The following is a 16,391-nucleotide window of genomic DNA, read 5'->3' as shown; positions in this document are numbered from 1 at the left end:
AATCTGTCGCTTCGTCGTCATAAGCTGTCGCGCCACTGTAAATTATTCTGCATGAGCGGTAGACTTCCCGGCTTTCCGTAGAACCCCGTGGAGTGATGGCATGGCGGACGTAAACAAGGTCGTTCTGGCGTATTCCGGCGGCCTGGACACTTCGGTGATCCTCAAGTGGCTGCAGGATACTTATAACTGTGAAGTGGTGACCTTCACCGCTGACCTGGGTCAGGGCGAAGAGGTCGAACCTGCACGCGCCAAGGCTCAGGCCATGGGCGTCAAAGAGATCTACATCGACGACTTGCGCGAAGAGTTCGTGCGCGATTTCGTTTTCCCGATGTTCCGCGCCAACACCGTTTACGAAGGCGAGTACCTGCTGGGTACTTCCATCGCTCGTCCGCTGATCGCCAAGCGCCTGATCGAAATCGCCAACGAAACCGGTGCTGACGCCATTTCCCATGGTGCCACCGGCAAAGGCAACGACCAGGTTCGTTTCGAACTCGGTGCCTACGCCTTGAAGCCAGGTGTGAAAGTGATTGCTCCCTGGCGCGAATGGGATCTGCTGTCCCGTGAAAAGCTGATGGATTACGCCGATAAGCACGCGATCCCGATCGAGCGCCACGGCAAGAAGAAATCCCCGTACTCGATGGATGCCAACCTGCTGCACATCTCCTATGAAGGTGGCGTGCTGGAAGACACCTGGACCGAGCACGAAGAAGACATGTGGCGCTGGACCGTTTCCCCGGAAAACGCTCCAGACAAGCCGCAGTACCTGGAACTGACCTACCGCAACGGCGACATCGTCGCACTGGACGGCGTCGAAATGACTCCGGCTACCGTGCTGGCGACCCTGAACCGCATCGGTGGCGAACACGGTATCGGTCGTCTCGACATCGTTGAGAACCGCTACGTGGGCATGAAATCCCGTGGTTGCTACGAAACTCCGGGCGGCACCATCATGCTGCGTGCCCACCGTGCGATCGAATCGATCACCCTGGACCGCGAAGTGGCTCACCTCAAGGACGAGCTCATGCCCAAGTACGCCAGTCTGATCTACACCGGCTACTGGTGGAGCCCTGAGCGTCTGATGCTGCAGCAGATGATCGATGCGTCCCAGGTCAACGTGAACGGCGTTGTGCGCCTGAAACTGTACAAGGGCAATGTGATCGTCACTGGCCGCAAGTCCGACGACTCGCTGTTCGACGCCAACATCGCTACCTTCGAAGAAGATGGTGGCGCGTACAACCAGGCGGATGCAGCGGGCTTCATCAAGCTCAATGCCCTGCGCATGCGCATTGCGGCGAACAAAGGCCGGAAGCTGTTCTGAGACCTTTGACATCGTGATGAGCGCCTGACCTCGTCCAGGACGAGGTCAGGCACCTGAAAATGGGGGTGACGCCAGTTACTACATTGTCAGGTATTTTTGTTGTCGCTGACGATTTCCTGTTTTTCTCCTTCCAATGGTCTGTCTTGTTCTACGCGTTGTTGTTTGCCGGTTGTCCGGCTTGATCAATGACCGTCAACCTGTGCGAGTCCAGATTGTAGGCAACATAAAAGGCGGCACAGTCTTTCCTGGTCTGCCTTGAATGTTTAAGCGCACTGGCCTTCAGCAAAGTCTCCGAAACGGCACAAGTGACAAACAGAATCACGTACGCCGTCTTTTCCCGTGGCCTCTGGATGGTTTCCAGCAGCGCTGCAAATTCGATCTCCTTGCTCATCCAGCGTGCATCAACGATGTACAGGTCCTTTATAGGCTCCGGTAACTGAATCCGATGCTGAACCAAGACGGTGGATTGCAGGGCAATCTCCGTTGGCGGGTCCTGTGCACCGCAGGGCGTCCGAGTTGATTGTTGGTCATTCGTTGACGTTTCCAGAGCGTGATTCTCAAGCGACTTCCCGGACGCTTTTTTTTCCGAGCGCCCAGCATCATCCATGACCTTCATGAAATGTTTTCCCTTTTCAAAGTCGGAAGGCGCATACAGTGATCGGTAGTTGAAGTTGAGTGTCGCGAAAAAAAGCAGAAGTAAATAAAACGGAAAGCTGATCAGAAACCAGACATAGAGTTCTCGTTCTTCTTGGTCAAGAAAGGGTAGGGAGACGGCGGCAGAAGTTTCAGAGAGCGCTGCAAATATCGCAATAATTGTCATTGGGTTGGTAATTCGTTTTTTATTATGTTCTGAATTCATGCTCTTTTGTCTTTTTTTGAGTGGTTTGTGAGTTTGTTTTAATGTAGTGATTGCTTCAGTATTTTTCATTGTTTTTTTTGATTTGATAAGTGTGTTTGTTTTCTGTTGTGTTGTTCTTCGGATTTTTTTGAATGTTGGTAGTGTATTAATGAAAGCTCAATAAAATTTATCTGCTGTAAGCGTGATTGGATGTCTGGTGTGTGATATTTCTGGTGTGAATGGTGAGTGCGTAAATATCAGTTACGTTTTAACGGGGGGAGCAGATTATGTTTGTCAGCGCGTGGCCGTTCAGGCTGGTTCTCGGAAAATTTTTGTCGTAAATCGATAGAGGCGACTGCTGGAAAGTGCGACACACTGACGTCGATACAGTTTTCAGTTCATTCCGCTCGAGGGTTTTTTGTAGGACGAATCCGTGTTGTTTGTAGGGGGGGTCTCTTGGTGTGGGTGGCTGGAAGGAGCGACATGCCATGGGTGAAACGACTAGGCTATTGTGCGGGCTCTGAAAATTCGAACAGCGAAAATTGGACTGCCCATGAATAAAGTGCTGATCGTGGATGATCACCCTGTCATTCGTCTTGCGGTACGTATGCTAATGGAGCGTCATGGCTACGAAGTTATTGCAGAAACCGATAATGGTGTGGATGCACTGCAACTGGCCCGTGAACTTATGCCGGATATTGTCATTCTGGATATCGGGATTCCGAAGCTGGACGGGTTGGAAGTCATCGCGCGTTTGTCTTCGACCTCTATGCCGATGAAAGTTCTGATTTTGACTTCCCAGGCGCCGGGGCATTTTTCCATGCGTTGCATGCAATCCGGTGCGGCCGGTTATGTCTGCAAGCAACAAGACCTGACGGAGTTGCTCAGTGCAATAAAGGCTGTGTTGTCAGGTTACAGTTACTTTCCAAATCAAGCGTTGCATACCGTGCGTTGCAGTTTGGGGAACGCCAGTGAGGCCGATATGGTTGATCGATTGTCGGGGCGGGAAATGATGGTCCTGCAACAGTTGGCCAGAGGAAAGACCAATAAAGAGATTGCCGATGGAATGTTTCTAAGTAATAAAACGGTCAGTACTTACAAGACCCGTCTGTTGCTGAAACTGAATGCGAGGTCTCTGGTCGATTTGATCGAGCTGGCACAACGCAATGGTCTGGTGTAATGACGTAGCTGTGCGATCAGGGGGGGCTACCGGAGTAGGGCACTTAGAAAAAAAGCCTCCGTTTCGGGAGGCTTTCAGGTGTCATAAGTCAAAATCGTAATCGGCCAATTGCTTTTGCAGTCGGCGCTCCTCCAGCAGATTGTCGATGGTGCGGCGCTTGCTCAGATTAGTTTTCGCTACTTCAACCACCGGCTCGGCGTCATCGGTTTCGGCGGTGGTGAAGTCGTCTTCTACGTCCAATTGCTCTTTGCCAGTACTCATTTAATTACTCCAGGCTAAGAAGGCCTTTGGGGCTCCTTATATCGACAATCTCCCGGCGGGTAAAAAAGATTTTTTCAATCGGTAATTAGATAATCCCAATAGCGCCTCAATCGTCGGAGGTTTTGTGCTTGTATTCGCACAAGTCCTCGATCCGGCAGCTTCCGCACCGGGGCTTGCGGGCGAGGCAAACATAGCGGCCGTGAAGGATCAGCCAGTGATGGGAGTCGAGCAGGTACTCCTTGGGCACGAATTTCATCAGCTTTTTCTCGACTTCCACCACATTTTTGCCGGGAGCAATGCCAGTCCGGTTGCTGACCCTGAAAATATGCGTATCGACAGCCATGGTCAGCTGACGGAATGCGGTATTGAGTACCACGTTGGCGGTTTTACGGCCGACGCCGGGCAGCGCTTCCAGCTCTTCGCGGGTTTGCGGCACTTCACCGGCGTGACGCTCGACCAGCAAGCGGCAGGTTTCGATCACGTTTTTTGCCTTGCTGTTGTACAGACCGATGGTCTTGATGTACTCCGACAGTCCCTCGACACCCAGGGCATGGATCGCTGCCGGGGTATTGGCGACCGGGAACAGCCTGGCTGTGGCCTTGTTGACGCCGACATCGGTCGACTGTGCCGAGAGAATCACGGCAATCAGCAATTCGAACGGTGAGGAATAGGCCAGCTCGGTCTTTGGTTCCGGGTTGTCCTCGTGCAGTCTGCGGAATATTTCCAGACGTTTTGCGGCATTCATGGGCGGTGCGTTTCCTCGACGGCAATCAATGTGTGGGTGTGGGGAGCCAGGCCTGCCAGGCGGCAATCAGCAGTCCGAGCAGAATGAATCCGCCAGGGACCGATGTCGCCAGGCGCAGGCCGCCATCGGTCACCAGCACCCAGCGTTGCCAGTCAGTTTGCGTTGCGCCGGACAGCCACGATAGATGGTTTCCAAGTGTTCCGTTACCGATGAGTTCGCGCAGCAGGCCCAGCACGATCATCAGCGCGGCAAACAGGCCATCGAGTCGCAGGCGTTGGCGCCAGTCGCGCTTAAAGTACCCGGAGTGTTCCAGTACGACGCATTGCAAGGCGATCAAGGCGCCATAAAACCCCAGATGCTGCTGCCATTGCAGCGACCAGGCCTGTGCCATGAGTTCCGCGCAACTGGTGAGCGTGGCCGCCAGCAGGATGCTGACCAGCAGGCGGGTCGCCGGGACCAGTCGGGGTCTCAGGGCCCCCATGGCCAGACTGAACAACCGGGTCACCACCACGAACATCAGGCACAGGCCAAGTGCAGCCATCAGCGAGTGGGTAGCGCCGATCAGCGGCGTCAGCATCAAGGTGTTGCGCAGAGTCGATGAGTTATCCATGGGCAGGTTTTCCTAGCAGTTGCTGCCGATGTTCATCGAAGTGACGCAAGGCATCGTGGACAGCATTGATCACGGCTCTTGAGGTGATGGTCGCGCCTGCGATCTGATCGAACTGCCCCTGATCCTTTTTCAGCGCCCAGCCGCTGTCACCGGGTTCTGTTCGGGATTTGCCGGAAAAAACCTGCAGCCAGGTATTGGGCCAGTCGGCGATCCGTGCTCCCAGTCCTGGTGTTTCCGACTGTTTGAGGGTTTTGACGCCCAGCAACCTGCCATTGGCGTCGATAGCGATCAACAGGTCGATGGCACCGGCGTAGCCAAGGGTTTGACTGCGCAATAACACCGCGACGGGTTGATCGGCCCGGGTCGCCAGATAGCCACCCAGCAAGGTGCTGTTGGTCAGGACGGTTGGTTCGAACTTGATGGGGTGTTCGAGTGGTTGATTGTCGTAGCTGTCTGACGGGATCAGGTCGAGCAGATTACGGCTGTCGATCAGGCGCTGTTCGGCTGCAATGCGCGGCGCGCTGACGAGCTGCACGACGTACGTCATGCCAAAGCCCAGTGCAGCCAAAAGCACCACAAGCGCGATACTTGAAGTCCGCCTCATGGCGCCTCCGGCTGTTGTCTGGCCGCCACGAGCCGCTCCAGCGCCGGCACACACAGGTTCATCAACAGTACGGCGAAGGCGATGCCGTCCGGATAGCCGCCCCAGGTACGAATCAGATAAGTCAGAAGCCCGACGCCAGCGCCGAACAGCAGTCGCGCGCCAGGGCTTCTGGCGCCGGACACCGGTTCGGTGATGATGAAGAACGCCCCCAGCATGGTTGCGCCGGTCAGCAGATGAAACAGCGGTGAGCCATGGGAGTCCGAGCCCGACCCGTTCCAGCACAGCAGGCTGATGATGAACAGGCTGGCGAGCATGCCGACGGGGGCATGCCAGCTGATTACCCTTCGTTGCAGGAGAAACAGGCCACCTGCCACAAAAGCCAGGTTCAGCCATTCCACCCCCCGGCCGCCAAAGTGGCCGAATGCCGGGTTGCCGGCAAACAGTTCATCAATGGTCAGACTTTTGTTGATCCGCAGACTGTCCAGTGCCGTGGCCTGCACCCACGCATCCGGCGCACGGCCGACTCCGAACACTTGCTGCAAGCCACTCAGCAGGTCCATGCCGTGGGACGATGGCCAATGGGTCATTGGTTGGGGAAAGGTCACCAGCACCAGGGCAAAACCTAGCATCGCCGGATTGAAGGGATTCGAGCCGACGCCGCCATACAAGTGCTTGCCAAACACCATCGCAAAAGCGGCAGCACTGAGAGTCAGCCACCATGGGCAGTAAGGCGGCAGCGCCAGAGCCAGCAATGCGGCACTGACCAGCGCGCTACCGTCACTCAGGGTTGGTCTCAGCGGTCGCTTGCGCCATTGCACGACGGCGGCCTCAGCGGCCAGCGCAGCAGTGGCCGCCAGAGCCAGGTTGATCAACACGCCCCAGCCGTACAGCCAGAACGCCGCCAGCATTCCCGGTAGCGTGGCCAGCAGCACCAGTTTCATCGCCTGTTGCAGGCGATCATCCACCGCTTCAAGGGCTGGCATGGGCGTCCACCTGACGTTCGGCTTCGCCGAGTGCGCGCTCCAGGGCTTCGATTTGTTCCGCCGGTGCTTCGTTGGCCTGAGCCTTCTTGAGTTCGGCGCGGCGCATGGCCAACTGGATCTTGGCCCGTTTCAGATCGGCATCATTTGACGATACGGCGGTGACCGTCGGCGCAGGGGCTGGTGGGGCGGCGCTTTCCAGTTGCGCCAGGTTTTGTTCGGCGGCTTCGAACTGCTGTTGCAAGACGATCAACTGCGATTGCTGTTCGAAGGTCGGTGGATGTCCGAAGGCCTTCAGCGATTTGTGCAGCTGCGCCCGACTCATCGCCACATCGATTTTCGCCTTTTTCAGTGCGGCATCGGCATTGGCGGCTTTCTGCGCGCGAACACGCTCGAGGGCGGCCTGCACCGGGTCGACTGCCGCTTCGGCAGGTTGTGCGGCCCGCTGTCGGGCCTGCCGCTCGGCGACTTTCTGTTGCTCCTCACGCTGCAAGCGGGCATTGCGTTGTTCGAAGCGGCGTCGTGCGTGATCGCGCTTGAGGGTGCGGGCCTGCTTTGCTTGCGGTGTAAGGGCCAGGCCCCCGACAACGGGCAGTACCGTGTTCGGTGGCAGTGGGCGCATTTCGATGCAGTCCACCGGGCACGGTGCCACGCAGAGGTCGCAACCGGTGCACTCATCGATGATCACCGTGTGCATCAGTTTGGCCGCGCCGACGATGGCATCGACCGGGCAGGCCTGAATGCACTTGGTGCAACCAATGCACTCGGCTTCGCGGATATAAGCGATTTGCGCAGGTGCCGAGCCGCGAGTGATGTCCAGTTCCAGCACCGGCACCTTCAGCAACTCGGCCAGGGCCGCGATGGTTTCGTTGCCGCCGGGCGGACACTTGTTGATCGCCTCACCGCTGGCGATGCCTTCGGCGTACGGTTTACACCCGGGGTGGCCGCATTTGCCGCATTGGGTTTGCGGCAAGAGTGCGTCGATGCGTTGAATCAGACTCATGTTTTGATCAGTCCGCTGAATCCGAGAAAGGCCACTGCGATCAGGCCGGCACCAATCAGGTCGATCGGCAGGCCGCGAAAGGGCAGGGGTACATCGTTGTCGGCCGTGCGTTCACGCAAATCAGTGAACAGGTTCAACACCAGCCAGAAGCCCAGCCCTGCACCAAGGCTCAAGGCTGTGGCGTGAAAGAAGTCCTTGTCCTCTTGTGCATTGAGCAAGGCCACGCCGAGCACGCCGGCATTGCCCAGCAGCAATGGCCACAGGCCTTCGAACGACAGCGTCGAAAACACCTGTGCCAGCAGTTTCAGCAACGGGCCGATCAGCAGTACGCTCAAAGGCAGAAATACAAACAGGCGCAGCGTCGTCAATTGCAGCGGCACCAGTAGCCAGTGATAGAGCGCGTATCCGAGCATGCCCGCGACCAGCATCAGGCATGTCGTCGCAATACCCAAGGCATGGACCTGACGGCGCTGGCCGGCCAACATCGGATCGACGGCCAGCGGCCAGTGCAACACGAGGTTGTTGATCAGGGCGGCGCTGATAAGCGTAAGCAGGATCTCGGTCATTGTTCGTGCCGGCAAGAACGGTAGTTTTTGCAGGAGATGGTCTAAAAAGCTTAGGCATTATCCGGCAAGGCGAGAGGGTGGGCCAGACATGAAAATCCCACAGGCGCGCCAGGCACGACTGTGGGATCGATTTGCCGCAGACCTTACTTGATGCGTTGACCCGGCTTGGCGCCGCTGTCAGGGCTCAGCAGGTAGATTTCTTCACCGCCAGGACCGGCCGCCATCACCATGCCTTCGGAGATGCCGAACTTCATTTTCCGTGGCTTGAGGTTGGCGATCATCATGGTCAGACGACCATTGAGCTTGGACGGGTCCGGGTAGGCGCTCTTGATCCCGGAAAACACGTTGCGTTGCTCGTCACCGATGTCCAGGGTCAGGCGCAGCAGCTTGTCGGCGCCTTCCACGTGTTCAGCCTTGACGATCAGCGCAACGCGCAAATCGACTGCCGCGAAGGTGTCGAACTCGATTTCCGGCGACAACGGATCCTTGGCCAGTTCACCATTGCCGGCAGGGAGTGCTTCGCCGGTGTCGGTCTGGCTGGCGGTCAGGTCTTCTTTCGAAGCGTCGGTCATGGCTTGCACCTTGACCGGGTCGATACGGGTCATCAGCGGCTTGAACTCGTTCAACTGATGGTTGGCGAGCAAGGTCGCGTGGTCGTTCCAGGTCAGCGGCGCGACGTTCAGGAACGCCTCGGCATCGGCGGCCAGCAACGGCAGCACCGGCTTGAGGAAGATCACCAACTGGCGGAACAGGTTGACGCCGGTGGCGCAGATGGCCTGGACTTCATCCTGTTTGCCTTCCTGTTTGTTCAACGACCACGGCGCCTTGTCGGCGATCCAGGCGTTGGCGCGGTCGGCCAGGCCCATGATCTCGCGCATGGCGCGGGCGAAGTCGCGGGCTTCATAGGCGTCGGCAATGCCTGGCGCGGCGGCCAGGAAGGCTTCGGTCAACTCGGGCGCGGCGTTGGTGTCGACCATCACGCCGGCATTGCCTTTGTGAATGAACCCGGCGCAACGGCTGGCAATGTTGACGACCTTGCCCACCAGGTCGGAGTTGACCTTCTGCACGAAGTCTTCAAGGTTCAGGTCGAGGTCATCGACGCCACGGCCCAGCTTGGAGGCGTAGTAGTAGCGCAGGTATTCCGGCGACAGGTGATCCAGGTAGGTGCGGGCCTTGATGAAGGTGCCGCGGGACTTGGACATTTTCTGGCCGTTGACGGTCAGGTAGCCGTGCACGTTGATCCCGGTCGGCTTGCGGTAGCCGGCGCCTTCGAGCATGGCTGGCCAGAACAGGGCGTGGAAATTGACGATGTCCTTGCCGATGAAGTGGTAAAGCTCGGCGGTGGAGTCCTTGCCCCAGAACGCGTCGAAGTCCAGCTCCGGCGTACGGTTGCACAGGTTCTTGAAGCTCGCCATGTAGCCGATCGGCGCATCCAGCCACACGTAGAAGTACTTGCCCGGCTCGTCGGGAATCTCGAAACCGAAATACGGTGCATCGCGGGAGATGTCCCACTGTTGCAGGCCGGCGTCCAGCCATTCGGCGATCTTGTTGGCCACGGCATCCTGCAAGGTACCGCTGCGGGTCCAGCTCTGCAGCATGGCCTGGAAATCCGGCAGCTTGAAGAAGAAATGCTGGGAATCCTTGAGCACCGGGGTGGCGCCGGAGATCGCCGACTTCGGATCCTTCAGGTCAGTTGGCGCATAAGTCGCGCCGCATTTTTCGCAGTTGTCGCCGTACTGGTCTTCGGTGCCGCATTTCGGGCAGGTGCCCTTGATGAAACGGTCGGCCAGGAACATTTTCTTTTCCGGGTCGAAATACTGGGTGATCGAGCGCGTGGCGATGTGCCCGGCGTCACGCAGCTTCAGGTAGATCTGGCTCGACAGCTCACGGTTTTCTTCGGCGTGAGTGGAGTGGAAGTTGTCGAAGTCCACCAGGAAGTCGGCAAAGTCGGCGCTGTGTTCAGCCTGGACGTTGGCGATCAGTTGTTCCGGGGTGATGCCTTCCTTTTCCGCGCGCAGCATGATGGCCGAACCGTGGGCGTCGTCGGCGCAGACATAGATGCATTGATTGCCGCGGTGCTTCTGGAAGCGCACCCACATATCGGTCTGGATGTATTCCAGCATATGGCCGAGGTGAATCGAACCATTGGCATAGGGCAGGGCGCTGGTGACGAGGATCTTGCGTGGCTCGGACATGGGGCTCGGCTACTTGATGAAACGGAGGTCGGCCACTATAAAGCGCCGGCGCATATTTTTCACCCTGTGAGCCTGTTTCCTATTGCTGTGACCACAAAAACTGTGGCGAGGGAGCTTGCTCCCGCTGGGTGGCGAAGCCGCCCCTAACCCGGCGATTCCAATCTGTCGGACAGACCGGGTCAGTCAAATTGCGCCTGCTGCGCAGCCGAGCGGGAGCAAGCTCCCTCGCCACAATTGGATGGCCGGCGTAGGATACCCGTCATCTTTTTCCAGTCCTGTTTTCGGAGTTGCCCATGAGCGCCGTCAATCGCGCAGCGGTGGAAGCCGTCCTTCGCCAATACACCGACCCTTACCTGAACCAGGATCCGGTCAGCGCCGGGTGCGTGCGCAACATCGAGATCCAGGGCGACCGCGTCAGCGTTCAGCTCGAATTGGGTTACGCCGCCGGCCTGTTCAAGAGTGGCTGGGCGCAGATGCTGGAAATGGCCATCCAGGGGTTGGATGGTGTGGCAAGTGCCCGTGTCGAGATCACCAGCGTGATTGCCGCACACAAGGCCCAGGCACAGGTTCCGGGGCTGGCCAATGTCAAGAACGTGGTGGCCGTGGCATCCGGCAAGGGTGGCGTGGGCAAATCCACCACGGCGGCCAACCTGGCCCTGGCCCTGGCCCGTGAAGGCGCCAAGGTCGGGATTCTCGATGCGGATATCTACGGTCCGAGCCAGGGCATCATGTTCGGCATACCGGAGCGCACCCGTCCCGAGGTCAAGGATCAGAAATGGTTCGTCCCGCTCAAGTCCCATGGCGTGGAAGTGATGTCCATGGCCTTCCTCACCGATGACAACACGCCGATGGTCTGGCGTGGTCCGATGGTCTCCGGCGCCTTGCTGCAATTGGTGACCCAGACTGCGTGGGGCGATCTGGACTACCTGGTCATCGACATGCCGCCAGGCACCGGTGACATCCAGCTGACCCTGGCGCAGAAAGTGCCAGTGGCCGGTGCAGTCATCGTGACCACCCCGCAGGACCTGGCATTGCTGGACGCGCGCAAGGGCGTGGAAATGTTCCGCAAGGTCAACATTCCGGTGCTGGGCGTGGTGGAAAACATGGCTGTGCATATCTGCTCCAATTGCGGACATGCCGAGCACCTGTTCGGTGAGGGTGGTGGCGTGAAGCTGGCCAACCAGTATGGTGTCGAGTTGCTGGCCTCGTTGCCACTGTCGATGGTCATCCGCGAACAGGCCGATGGCGGCAAGCCAACGGTGATCGCCGAGCCTGACAGCCCGATCGCCCTGGTTTACCAGGAACTGGCCCGCCATGTCGGCGCGCGGATCGTATTGCAGGAAGCGTTGACGCCGGCGATGCCGAATATCAGCGTCAGCGACGATTGATATTTGCCAGATAAACGCTGACCAAATGTGGGAGCGGGCTTGCTCGCGAAAGCGGTGTGTCATTCAACCAATAAGTTGGCTGATCTACCGCCTTCGCGAGCAAGCCCGCTCTCACATTGGTTTTTTGGTTGGGTTTAGATCCGCAACCCGCCATCCATCTCCAGAATCCGGCCGGTGTAGTAGTCGTTCTCGAAGATGTACGCCGCCGAGTGGGCGATCTCTTCCGGCTTGCCCATGCGCTTGAGCGGGATTCCGGCGGTCATTTTTTCCAGCGCTTCCGGCTTCATGCCCAGGGTCATTTCGGTTTCGATGAAGCCCGGTGCAATTCCGGCCACACGAATGCCGTAGCGCGCCAGTTCCTTGGCCCAGGTCACGGTCGCCGCAGCGACACCGGCCTTGGCCGCCGAGTAGTTGGTCTGACCGACGTTGCCGGCGCGGGAAATCGACGAGATATTGATGATTGCGCCGCTGTTGTTCAGCTCGACCATCTTCGCCGCGACTTCACGGGTGCACAGGAACACGCCGGTCAGGTTGACGTCGATGACCGCCTGCCACTGGGCCAGGCTCATTTTGGTCATTTCCCCATCCTTGACCTTGAGCAACAAGCCGTCACGGAGGATCCCGGCATTGTTGATCAAGCCATGGATCGCGCCGAAGTCTTCAGCGACCTGGGCAACCATGTGGGTCACTTGTTCTTCGTTGGCCACGTTGCACAGGTAGGCGCGGGCCTCGACACCCTGGGCCTTGCAGGCCGCGACGGCGGCGTCGAGTTTTTCCTGGTTCAGGTCCACCAGCGCAAGTTTCGCGCCCTTGCCTGCGAAATACTCGGCCATGGAGCGGCCTAAACCCTGGCAACCGCCAGTGATAATGATTACTTTGTCAGTGAGTTGCATTCGCATGCCCCCGGTAGCAGGTCTGAGTGGTTTCCTTGAAGAGAGCCTCTCGATCTGCGCCTGACATGGCCCGGCTGCACATGAGAACTGCCCCGATGGCGTGCTGGGACTTTCACCAGCAGCTCGTCCGTTTTTCTGACGGATTCTAATTAAGGAGTCATAAATTGAGCGTTGAAGCAGCTAAGCATGCACGAGAATTGCTTCTCAAGGAATACCGTGGAGTGCTCTCGACGCATTCCAAATCGATGCCCGGTTTCCCGTTCGGCTCCGTGGTTCCGTACTGCCTGGACGAGCTGGGCCGGCCGCTGATCCTGATCAGCCGCATCGCCCAACACACCCACAATTTACAGAAAGACCCGAAATGCTCGCTGTTCGTGGGCGAGCGTGGCGCTGAGGATGTCCAGGCCGTTGGTCGACTGACCTATCTGGCCGAAGCGCAGCAGCTCGAAGACGAAGCCGCCATTGAAGCCGCTTCCGAACGTTACTACCGCTACTTCCCGGAATCGCAGGGTTATCACAAGGCCCACGATTTCGACTTCTGGGTGCTCAAGCCTGTGCGCCACCGTTACATCGGCGGCTTTGGCGCGATTCATTGGGTCAATGACCTGACCCTGGCCAACCCTTTCGCCGGCAAGGCTGAACTGAGCATGGTCGAGCACATGAACGCCGATCACGCCAAGGCCATCGCCCATTACGTCGAGCTGGCCGGGCTGCCGAATAACGTACCGGCGCAAATGGCCGGTATCGATGCCGAAGGCATGCACCTGCGCATCGGTCAAAGCCTGTACTGGTTGCCGTTTCAAGCGCCTTGTAATACGCCGACACAAGTCCGGGAGGCCTTGGTTTCTCTGGCTCACGCCGAACATTGGCCGAAAAATGAAGTGGCCGACGCTTGAATTCACGAAACCGCGACGTCATCTAAGGTGAACTGGCAAGGCATTCTTGCGTTGAGGAACCATTTGATGCGCCCTTTTTTGTTGCTCTTTCTGCTGTTCCCGGTGTTGGAGCTGTTCGTATTCGTCAAGGTGGCAGGGTCCATCGGGTTTTTCCCGGCCCTGCTGCTGATCATTCTCGGCTCGATGTTCGGTGTGTTCGTGCTGCGCATCGCCGGCCTGGCCACGGCCCTGCGTGCCCGTGAAAGCCTGAGCCGCGGCGAGTTGCCGGCCCAGACCATGCTCGAAGGCCTGATGCTGGCATTGGCCGGTGGCCTGTTGATTCTTCCGGGTTTCATCAGTGATGTGATCGGCCTGCTCATGCTGCTGCCGTTCAGTCGCCGCCTGCTGGCGGGTAAAATGCGCCAGCGTGCCGAACAACAGGCCATGCGTCAGCGAGCGTTCGCCGACGACCTGCAGGCACGCGGCGGTCCAGCCCCCCGTGAGCCACTGGGGCGTGAACCGACCGTGATCGAAGGCGAGTTCGAGCACCGCGATACCAAGTAATGGCACTCCACACACGGCACCTTTGGGTGCCGTGTTCGTTTGCGGGGCATCGACCTGAAAAATTTTCGATCCTCGCCCTTGTAATAAGCTTATGCGCCCTTATGTAACGGTCACCGCAAGGTTTCTGGCGAACACGCCAGACAGACTTCCGCGGTTCGCTTGACGAGCCGCACCCGGCACCGTCGGACTTTGTTAAACCCGCCGGGACTACACCGGCCGATGAAAACCACAATTAGGAGAGATCGACAATGAAGCTTCGTCCTCTGCATGACCGCGTCGTCATCCGTCGCAGCGAAGAAGAAAAGAAAACCGCTGGCGGTATCGTCCTGCCAGGTTCGGCTGCTGAAAAAGCCAACAGCGGCGAAATCCTCGCTGTAGGCACCGGCCGCGTACTGGAAAACGGTGAAGTGCGTGCACTGTCCGTGAAAGTGGGCGACAAGGTTGTGTTCGGTCCTTACTCCGGCAGCAACACTGTGAAAGTCGACGGCGAAGACCTGCTGGTAATGAGCGAGAACGAAATCCTCGCTGTTATCGAAGGCTGATTACCCGCTCATTTTCCCGCTACTTCAAAGTATTTAAGGAATATCGATCATGGCTGCTAAAGAAGTTAAATTCGGCGATTCCGCCCGCAAGAAAATGCTCACCGGTGTCAACGTCCTGGCTGACGCAGTAAAAGCGACCCTGGGCCCGAAAGGCCGTAACGTGATCATCGAGAAGAGCTTCGGCGCTCCGACCATCACCAAGGACGGCGTTTCCGTCGCCAAAGAAATCGAACTGGAAGACCGTTTCGAAAACATGGGCGCGCAGCTGGTCAAAGACGTTGCCTCCCGTGCCAACGATGACGCAGGCGACGGCACCACCACCGCTACCGTTCTGGCTCAGTCGATCGTCAACGAAGGCCTGAAAGCCGTCGCTGCCGGCATGAACCCGATGGACCTCAAGCGCGGTATCGACAAGGCGACCATCGCGATCGTCAAAGAGCTCAAGGCCCTGTCCAAGCCATGCGCTGACACCAAGGCAATCGCTCAGGTAGGTACCATCTCCGCCAACTCCGACAACTCCATCGGCGACATCATTGCCGAAGCCATGGAAAAAGTCGGTAAAGAAGGCGTGATCACCGTTGAAGAAGGCTCGGGCCTGGAAAACGAACTGTCGGTTGTTGAAGGCATGCAGTTCGACCGTGGCTACCTGTCCCCGTACTTCGTCAACAAGCCAGAGACCATGGTCGCCGAGCTGGACGGCCCGCTGATCCTGCTGGTCGACAAAAAGATCTCGAACATCCGCGAAATGCTGCCAGTACTGGAAGCCGTTGCCAAAGCCGGCCGTCCGCTGCTGATCGTGGCCGAAGACGTTGAAGGCGAAGCCCTGGCGACTCTGGTTGTGAACAACATGCGTGGCATCGTCAAAGTCGCAGCCGTCAAGGCTCCAGGCTTCGGCGACCGTCGCAAGGCCATGCTGCAGGACATCGCTGTTCTGACCGGCGGTACTGTTATCTCCGAAGAGATCGGCCTGAGCCTGGAAAGCGCAACCCTGGATAACCTGGGCAGCGCCAAGCGTGTGACCCTGTCCAAGGAAAACACCATCATCGTTGACGGTGCTGGCGTACACGGCGACATCGAAGCACGCATCACTCAGATCCGTGCTCAGGTTGCCGAAACATCCTCGGACTACGACCGTGAAAAACTGCAAGAGCGTCTGGCCAAACTGTCCGGCGGCGTTGCAGTGATCAAGGTTGGCGCCGGTTCCGAAGTTGAAATGAAAGAGAAGAAAGCCCGCGTTGAAGACGCCCTGCACGCTACCCGTGCAGCCGTTGAAGAAGGCGTGGTACCTGGCGGTGGTGTGGCCCTGATCCGTGCTCTGGAAGCACTGACCGAACTGAAAGGCGACAACGCTGATCAGGACGTGGGTATCGCCGTTCTGCGTCGCGCTGTTGAAGCGCCGCTGCGTCAGATCGTTGCCAACTCCGGCGACGAGCCAAGCGTTGTGGTCGACAAGGTCAAGAACGGCAAAGGCAGCTTCGGCTTCAACGCTGCGACTGGCGAATACGGCGACATGATCGAAATGGGCATCCTGGACCCAACCAAGGTTACCCGTTCGGCTCTGCAAGCTGCAGCCTCGATCGGCGGTCTGATCCTGACCACCGAAGCTGCTGTTGCTGATGCACCGAAGAAAGACGGCGGCGCTGGCGGCGGTATGCCAGACATGGGCGGTATGGGCGGCATGGGCGGCATGATGTAAGCCAGCCTTACCCCTGTACGAAAAAACCCCGTCTGCGAAAGCAGGCGGGGTTTTTTATTGCCCGGACTCTGAAGCCCGTATCGGTTCATTGTGGGAGCGAGCCTGCTCCGGGCGGCGTTCCGACGAAAGCAAT

At 58.2% G+C, this 16,391-nt stretch carries 17 protein-coding genes; 7 read left to right on the top strand and 10 right to left on the bottom strand.

All coding sequences use genetic code 11. From position 1 onward, the window contains the following. Positions 1–100: 100 nt before the first annotated feature. Positions 101–1,318 carry an argininosuccinate synthase gene (locus RS887_RS05965; RefSeq protein ID WP_007985864.1) on the top strand — a complete coding sequence of 406 codons (1,218 nt, stop codon included), beginning with the start codon at positions 101–103 and terminating at the stop codon, positions 1,316–1,318. Between the two features lie 148 nt (positions 1,319–1,466). Here RS887_RS05965 and RS887_RS05960 read toward each other — a convergent pair whose 3' ends face one another. Continuing rightward, entirely contained in the window at positions 1,467–2,177 is a 711-nt protein-coding gene (locus tag RS887_RS05960; RefSeq protein ID WP_322615263.1) for a hypothetical protein, read from the bottom strand. A 532-nt stretch (positions 2,178–2,709) separates the two neighbouring features. On the opposite strand from RS887_RS05960, the gene RS887_RS05955 reads away from it, so the two are divergent. Next, entirely contained in the window at positions 2,710–3,336 is a 627-nt protein-coding gene (locus tag RS887_RS05955) for a response regulator transcription factor (RefSeq protein ID WP_008053528.1), read from the top strand. 81 nt (positions 3,337–3,417) lie between these two features. Here the strand turns inward: RS887_RS05955 and RS887_RS05950 are convergent, their stop codons facing one another. The 8 genes from RS887_RS05950 to metG form a co-directional block, all read right to left on the bottom strand. Next, complete coding sequence (locus tag RS887_RS05950; RefSeq protein WP_007972325.1) at positions 3,418–3,597, bottom strand: PA3496 family putative envelope integrity protein; 180 nt, start codon at positions 3,595–3,597, stop codon at positions 3,418–3,420. 106 nt (positions 3,598–3,703) lie between these two features. Further along, the gene (nth, locus tag RS887_RS05945; protein WP_007985859.1) at positions 3,704–4,342 is read right to left on the bottom strand and encodes an endonuclease III; all 639 of its coding nucleotides are present in this window, start codon (positions 4,340–4,342) and stop codon (positions 3,704–3,706) included. A 25-nt stretch (positions 4,343–4,367) separates the two neighbouring features. After that, positions 4,368–4,952, bottom strand: a complete 585-nt coding sequence (locus RS887_RS05940; protein ID WP_322614733.1) for an Rnf-Nqr domain containing protein — start codon at positions 4,950–4,952, stop codon at positions 4,368–4,370. After that, on the bottom strand, positions 4,945–5,556 hold the full coding sequence (locus tag RS887_RS05935; RefSeq protein ID WP_322614732.1) for an RnfABCDGE type electron transport complex subunit G: 612 nt from the start codon (positions 5,554–5,556) through the stop codon (positions 4,945–4,947). Before RS887_RS05935 ends, RS887_RS05940 begins: the two co-directional genes overlap by 8 nt. Next, on the bottom strand, positions 5,553–6,539 hold the full coding sequence (locus RS887_RS05930; RefSeq protein WP_322614731.1) for an RnfABCDGE type electron transport complex subunit D: 987 nt from the start codon (positions 6,537–6,539) through the stop codon (positions 5,553–5,555). The genes RS887_RS05935 and RS887_RS05930 overlap by 4 nt, the downstream gene beginning before the upstream one ends. Next, positions 6,526–7,539 carry an electron transport complex subunit RsxB gene (gene rsxB / locus RS887_RS05925; RefSeq protein ID WP_322614730.1) on the bottom strand — a complete coding sequence of 338 codons (1,014 nt, stop codon included), beginning with the start codon at positions 7,537–7,539 and terminating at the stop codon, positions 6,526–6,528. The genes RS887_RS05930 and rsxB overlap by 14 nt, the downstream gene beginning before the upstream one ends. After that, on the bottom strand, positions 7,536–8,105 hold the full coding sequence (locus RS887_RS05920; protein ID WP_322614729.1) for an electron transport complex protein RnfA: 570 nt from the start codon (positions 8,103–8,105) through the stop codon (positions 7,536–7,538). The genes rsxB and RS887_RS05920 overlap by 4 nt, the downstream gene beginning before the upstream one ends. Positions 8,106–8,248: 143 nt before the next feature. Further along, positions 8,249–10,300: a methionine--tRNA ligase gene (gene metG / locus RS887_RS05915; protein ID WP_322614728.1), complete on the bottom strand. Its 2,052-nt coding sequence runs from the start codon at positions 10,298–10,300 to the stop codon at positions 8,249–8,251. Positions 10,301–10,593: 293 nt separating this feature from the next. Between metG and apbC the strand changes: the two genes are divergently transcribed. Next, a complete protein-coding gene (apbC, locus tag RS887_RS05910) occupies positions 10,594–11,688 on the top strand; it encodes an iron-sulfur cluster carrier protein ApbC (protein ID WP_322614727.1) in 1,095 nt (364 codons plus the stop codon). A 134-nt stretch (positions 11,689–11,822) separates the two neighbouring features. Here apbC and RS887_RS05905 read toward each other — a convergent pair whose 3' ends face one another. After that, the gene (locus RS887_RS05905; protein ID WP_322614726.1) at positions 11,823–12,581 is read right to left on the bottom strand and encodes an SDR family oxidoreductase; all 759 of its coding nucleotides are present in this window, start codon (positions 12,579–12,581) and stop codon (positions 11,823–11,825) included. 164 nt (positions 12,582–12,745) lie between these two features. On the opposite strand from RS887_RS05905, the gene RS887_RS05900 reads away from it, so the two are divergent. The 4 genes from RS887_RS05900 to groL all read left to right on the top strand — a co-directional run bounded on the left by RS887_RS05900 (position 12,746) and on the right by groL (position 16,258). Further along, on the top strand, positions 12,746–13,477 hold the full coding sequence (locus RS887_RS05900; protein WP_322614725.1) for a HugZ family protein: 732 nt from the start codon (positions 12,746–12,748) through the stop codon (positions 13,475–13,477). Positions 13,478–13,543: 66 nt separating this feature from the next. Next, positions 13,544–14,020: an FxsA family protein gene (locus RS887_RS05895; protein ID WP_322614724.1), complete on the top strand. Its 477-nt coding sequence runs from the start codon at positions 13,544–13,546 to the stop codon at positions 14,018–14,020. 248 nt (positions 14,021–14,268) lie between these two features. Then, positions 14,269–14,562, top strand: a complete 294-nt coding sequence (locus RS887_RS05890) for a co-chaperone GroES (protein ID WP_007985847.1) — start codon at positions 14,269–14,271, stop codon at positions 14,560–14,562. A 49-nt stretch (positions 14,563–14,611) separates the two neighbouring features. Then, positions 14,612–16,258 carry a chaperonin GroEL gene (gene groL, locus RS887_RS05885; protein WP_322614723.1) on the top strand — a complete coding sequence of 549 codons (1,647 nt, stop codon included), beginning with the start codon at positions 14,612–14,614 and terminating at the stop codon, positions 16,256–16,258. Positions 16,259–16,391 lie beyond the last annotated feature (133 nt).

The organism is Pseudomonas sp. BIC9C, assembly GCF_034541995.1.
Taxonomy (GTDB): domain Bacteria; phylum Pseudomonadota; class Gammaproteobacteria; order Pseudomonadales; family Pseudomonadaceae; genus Aquipseudomonas; species Aquipseudomonas fluorescens_CC.
The sequence above is the reverse complement of the archived record's forward strand: the minus strand, read 5'-3'. Positions and strand labels throughout refer to the sequence as shown.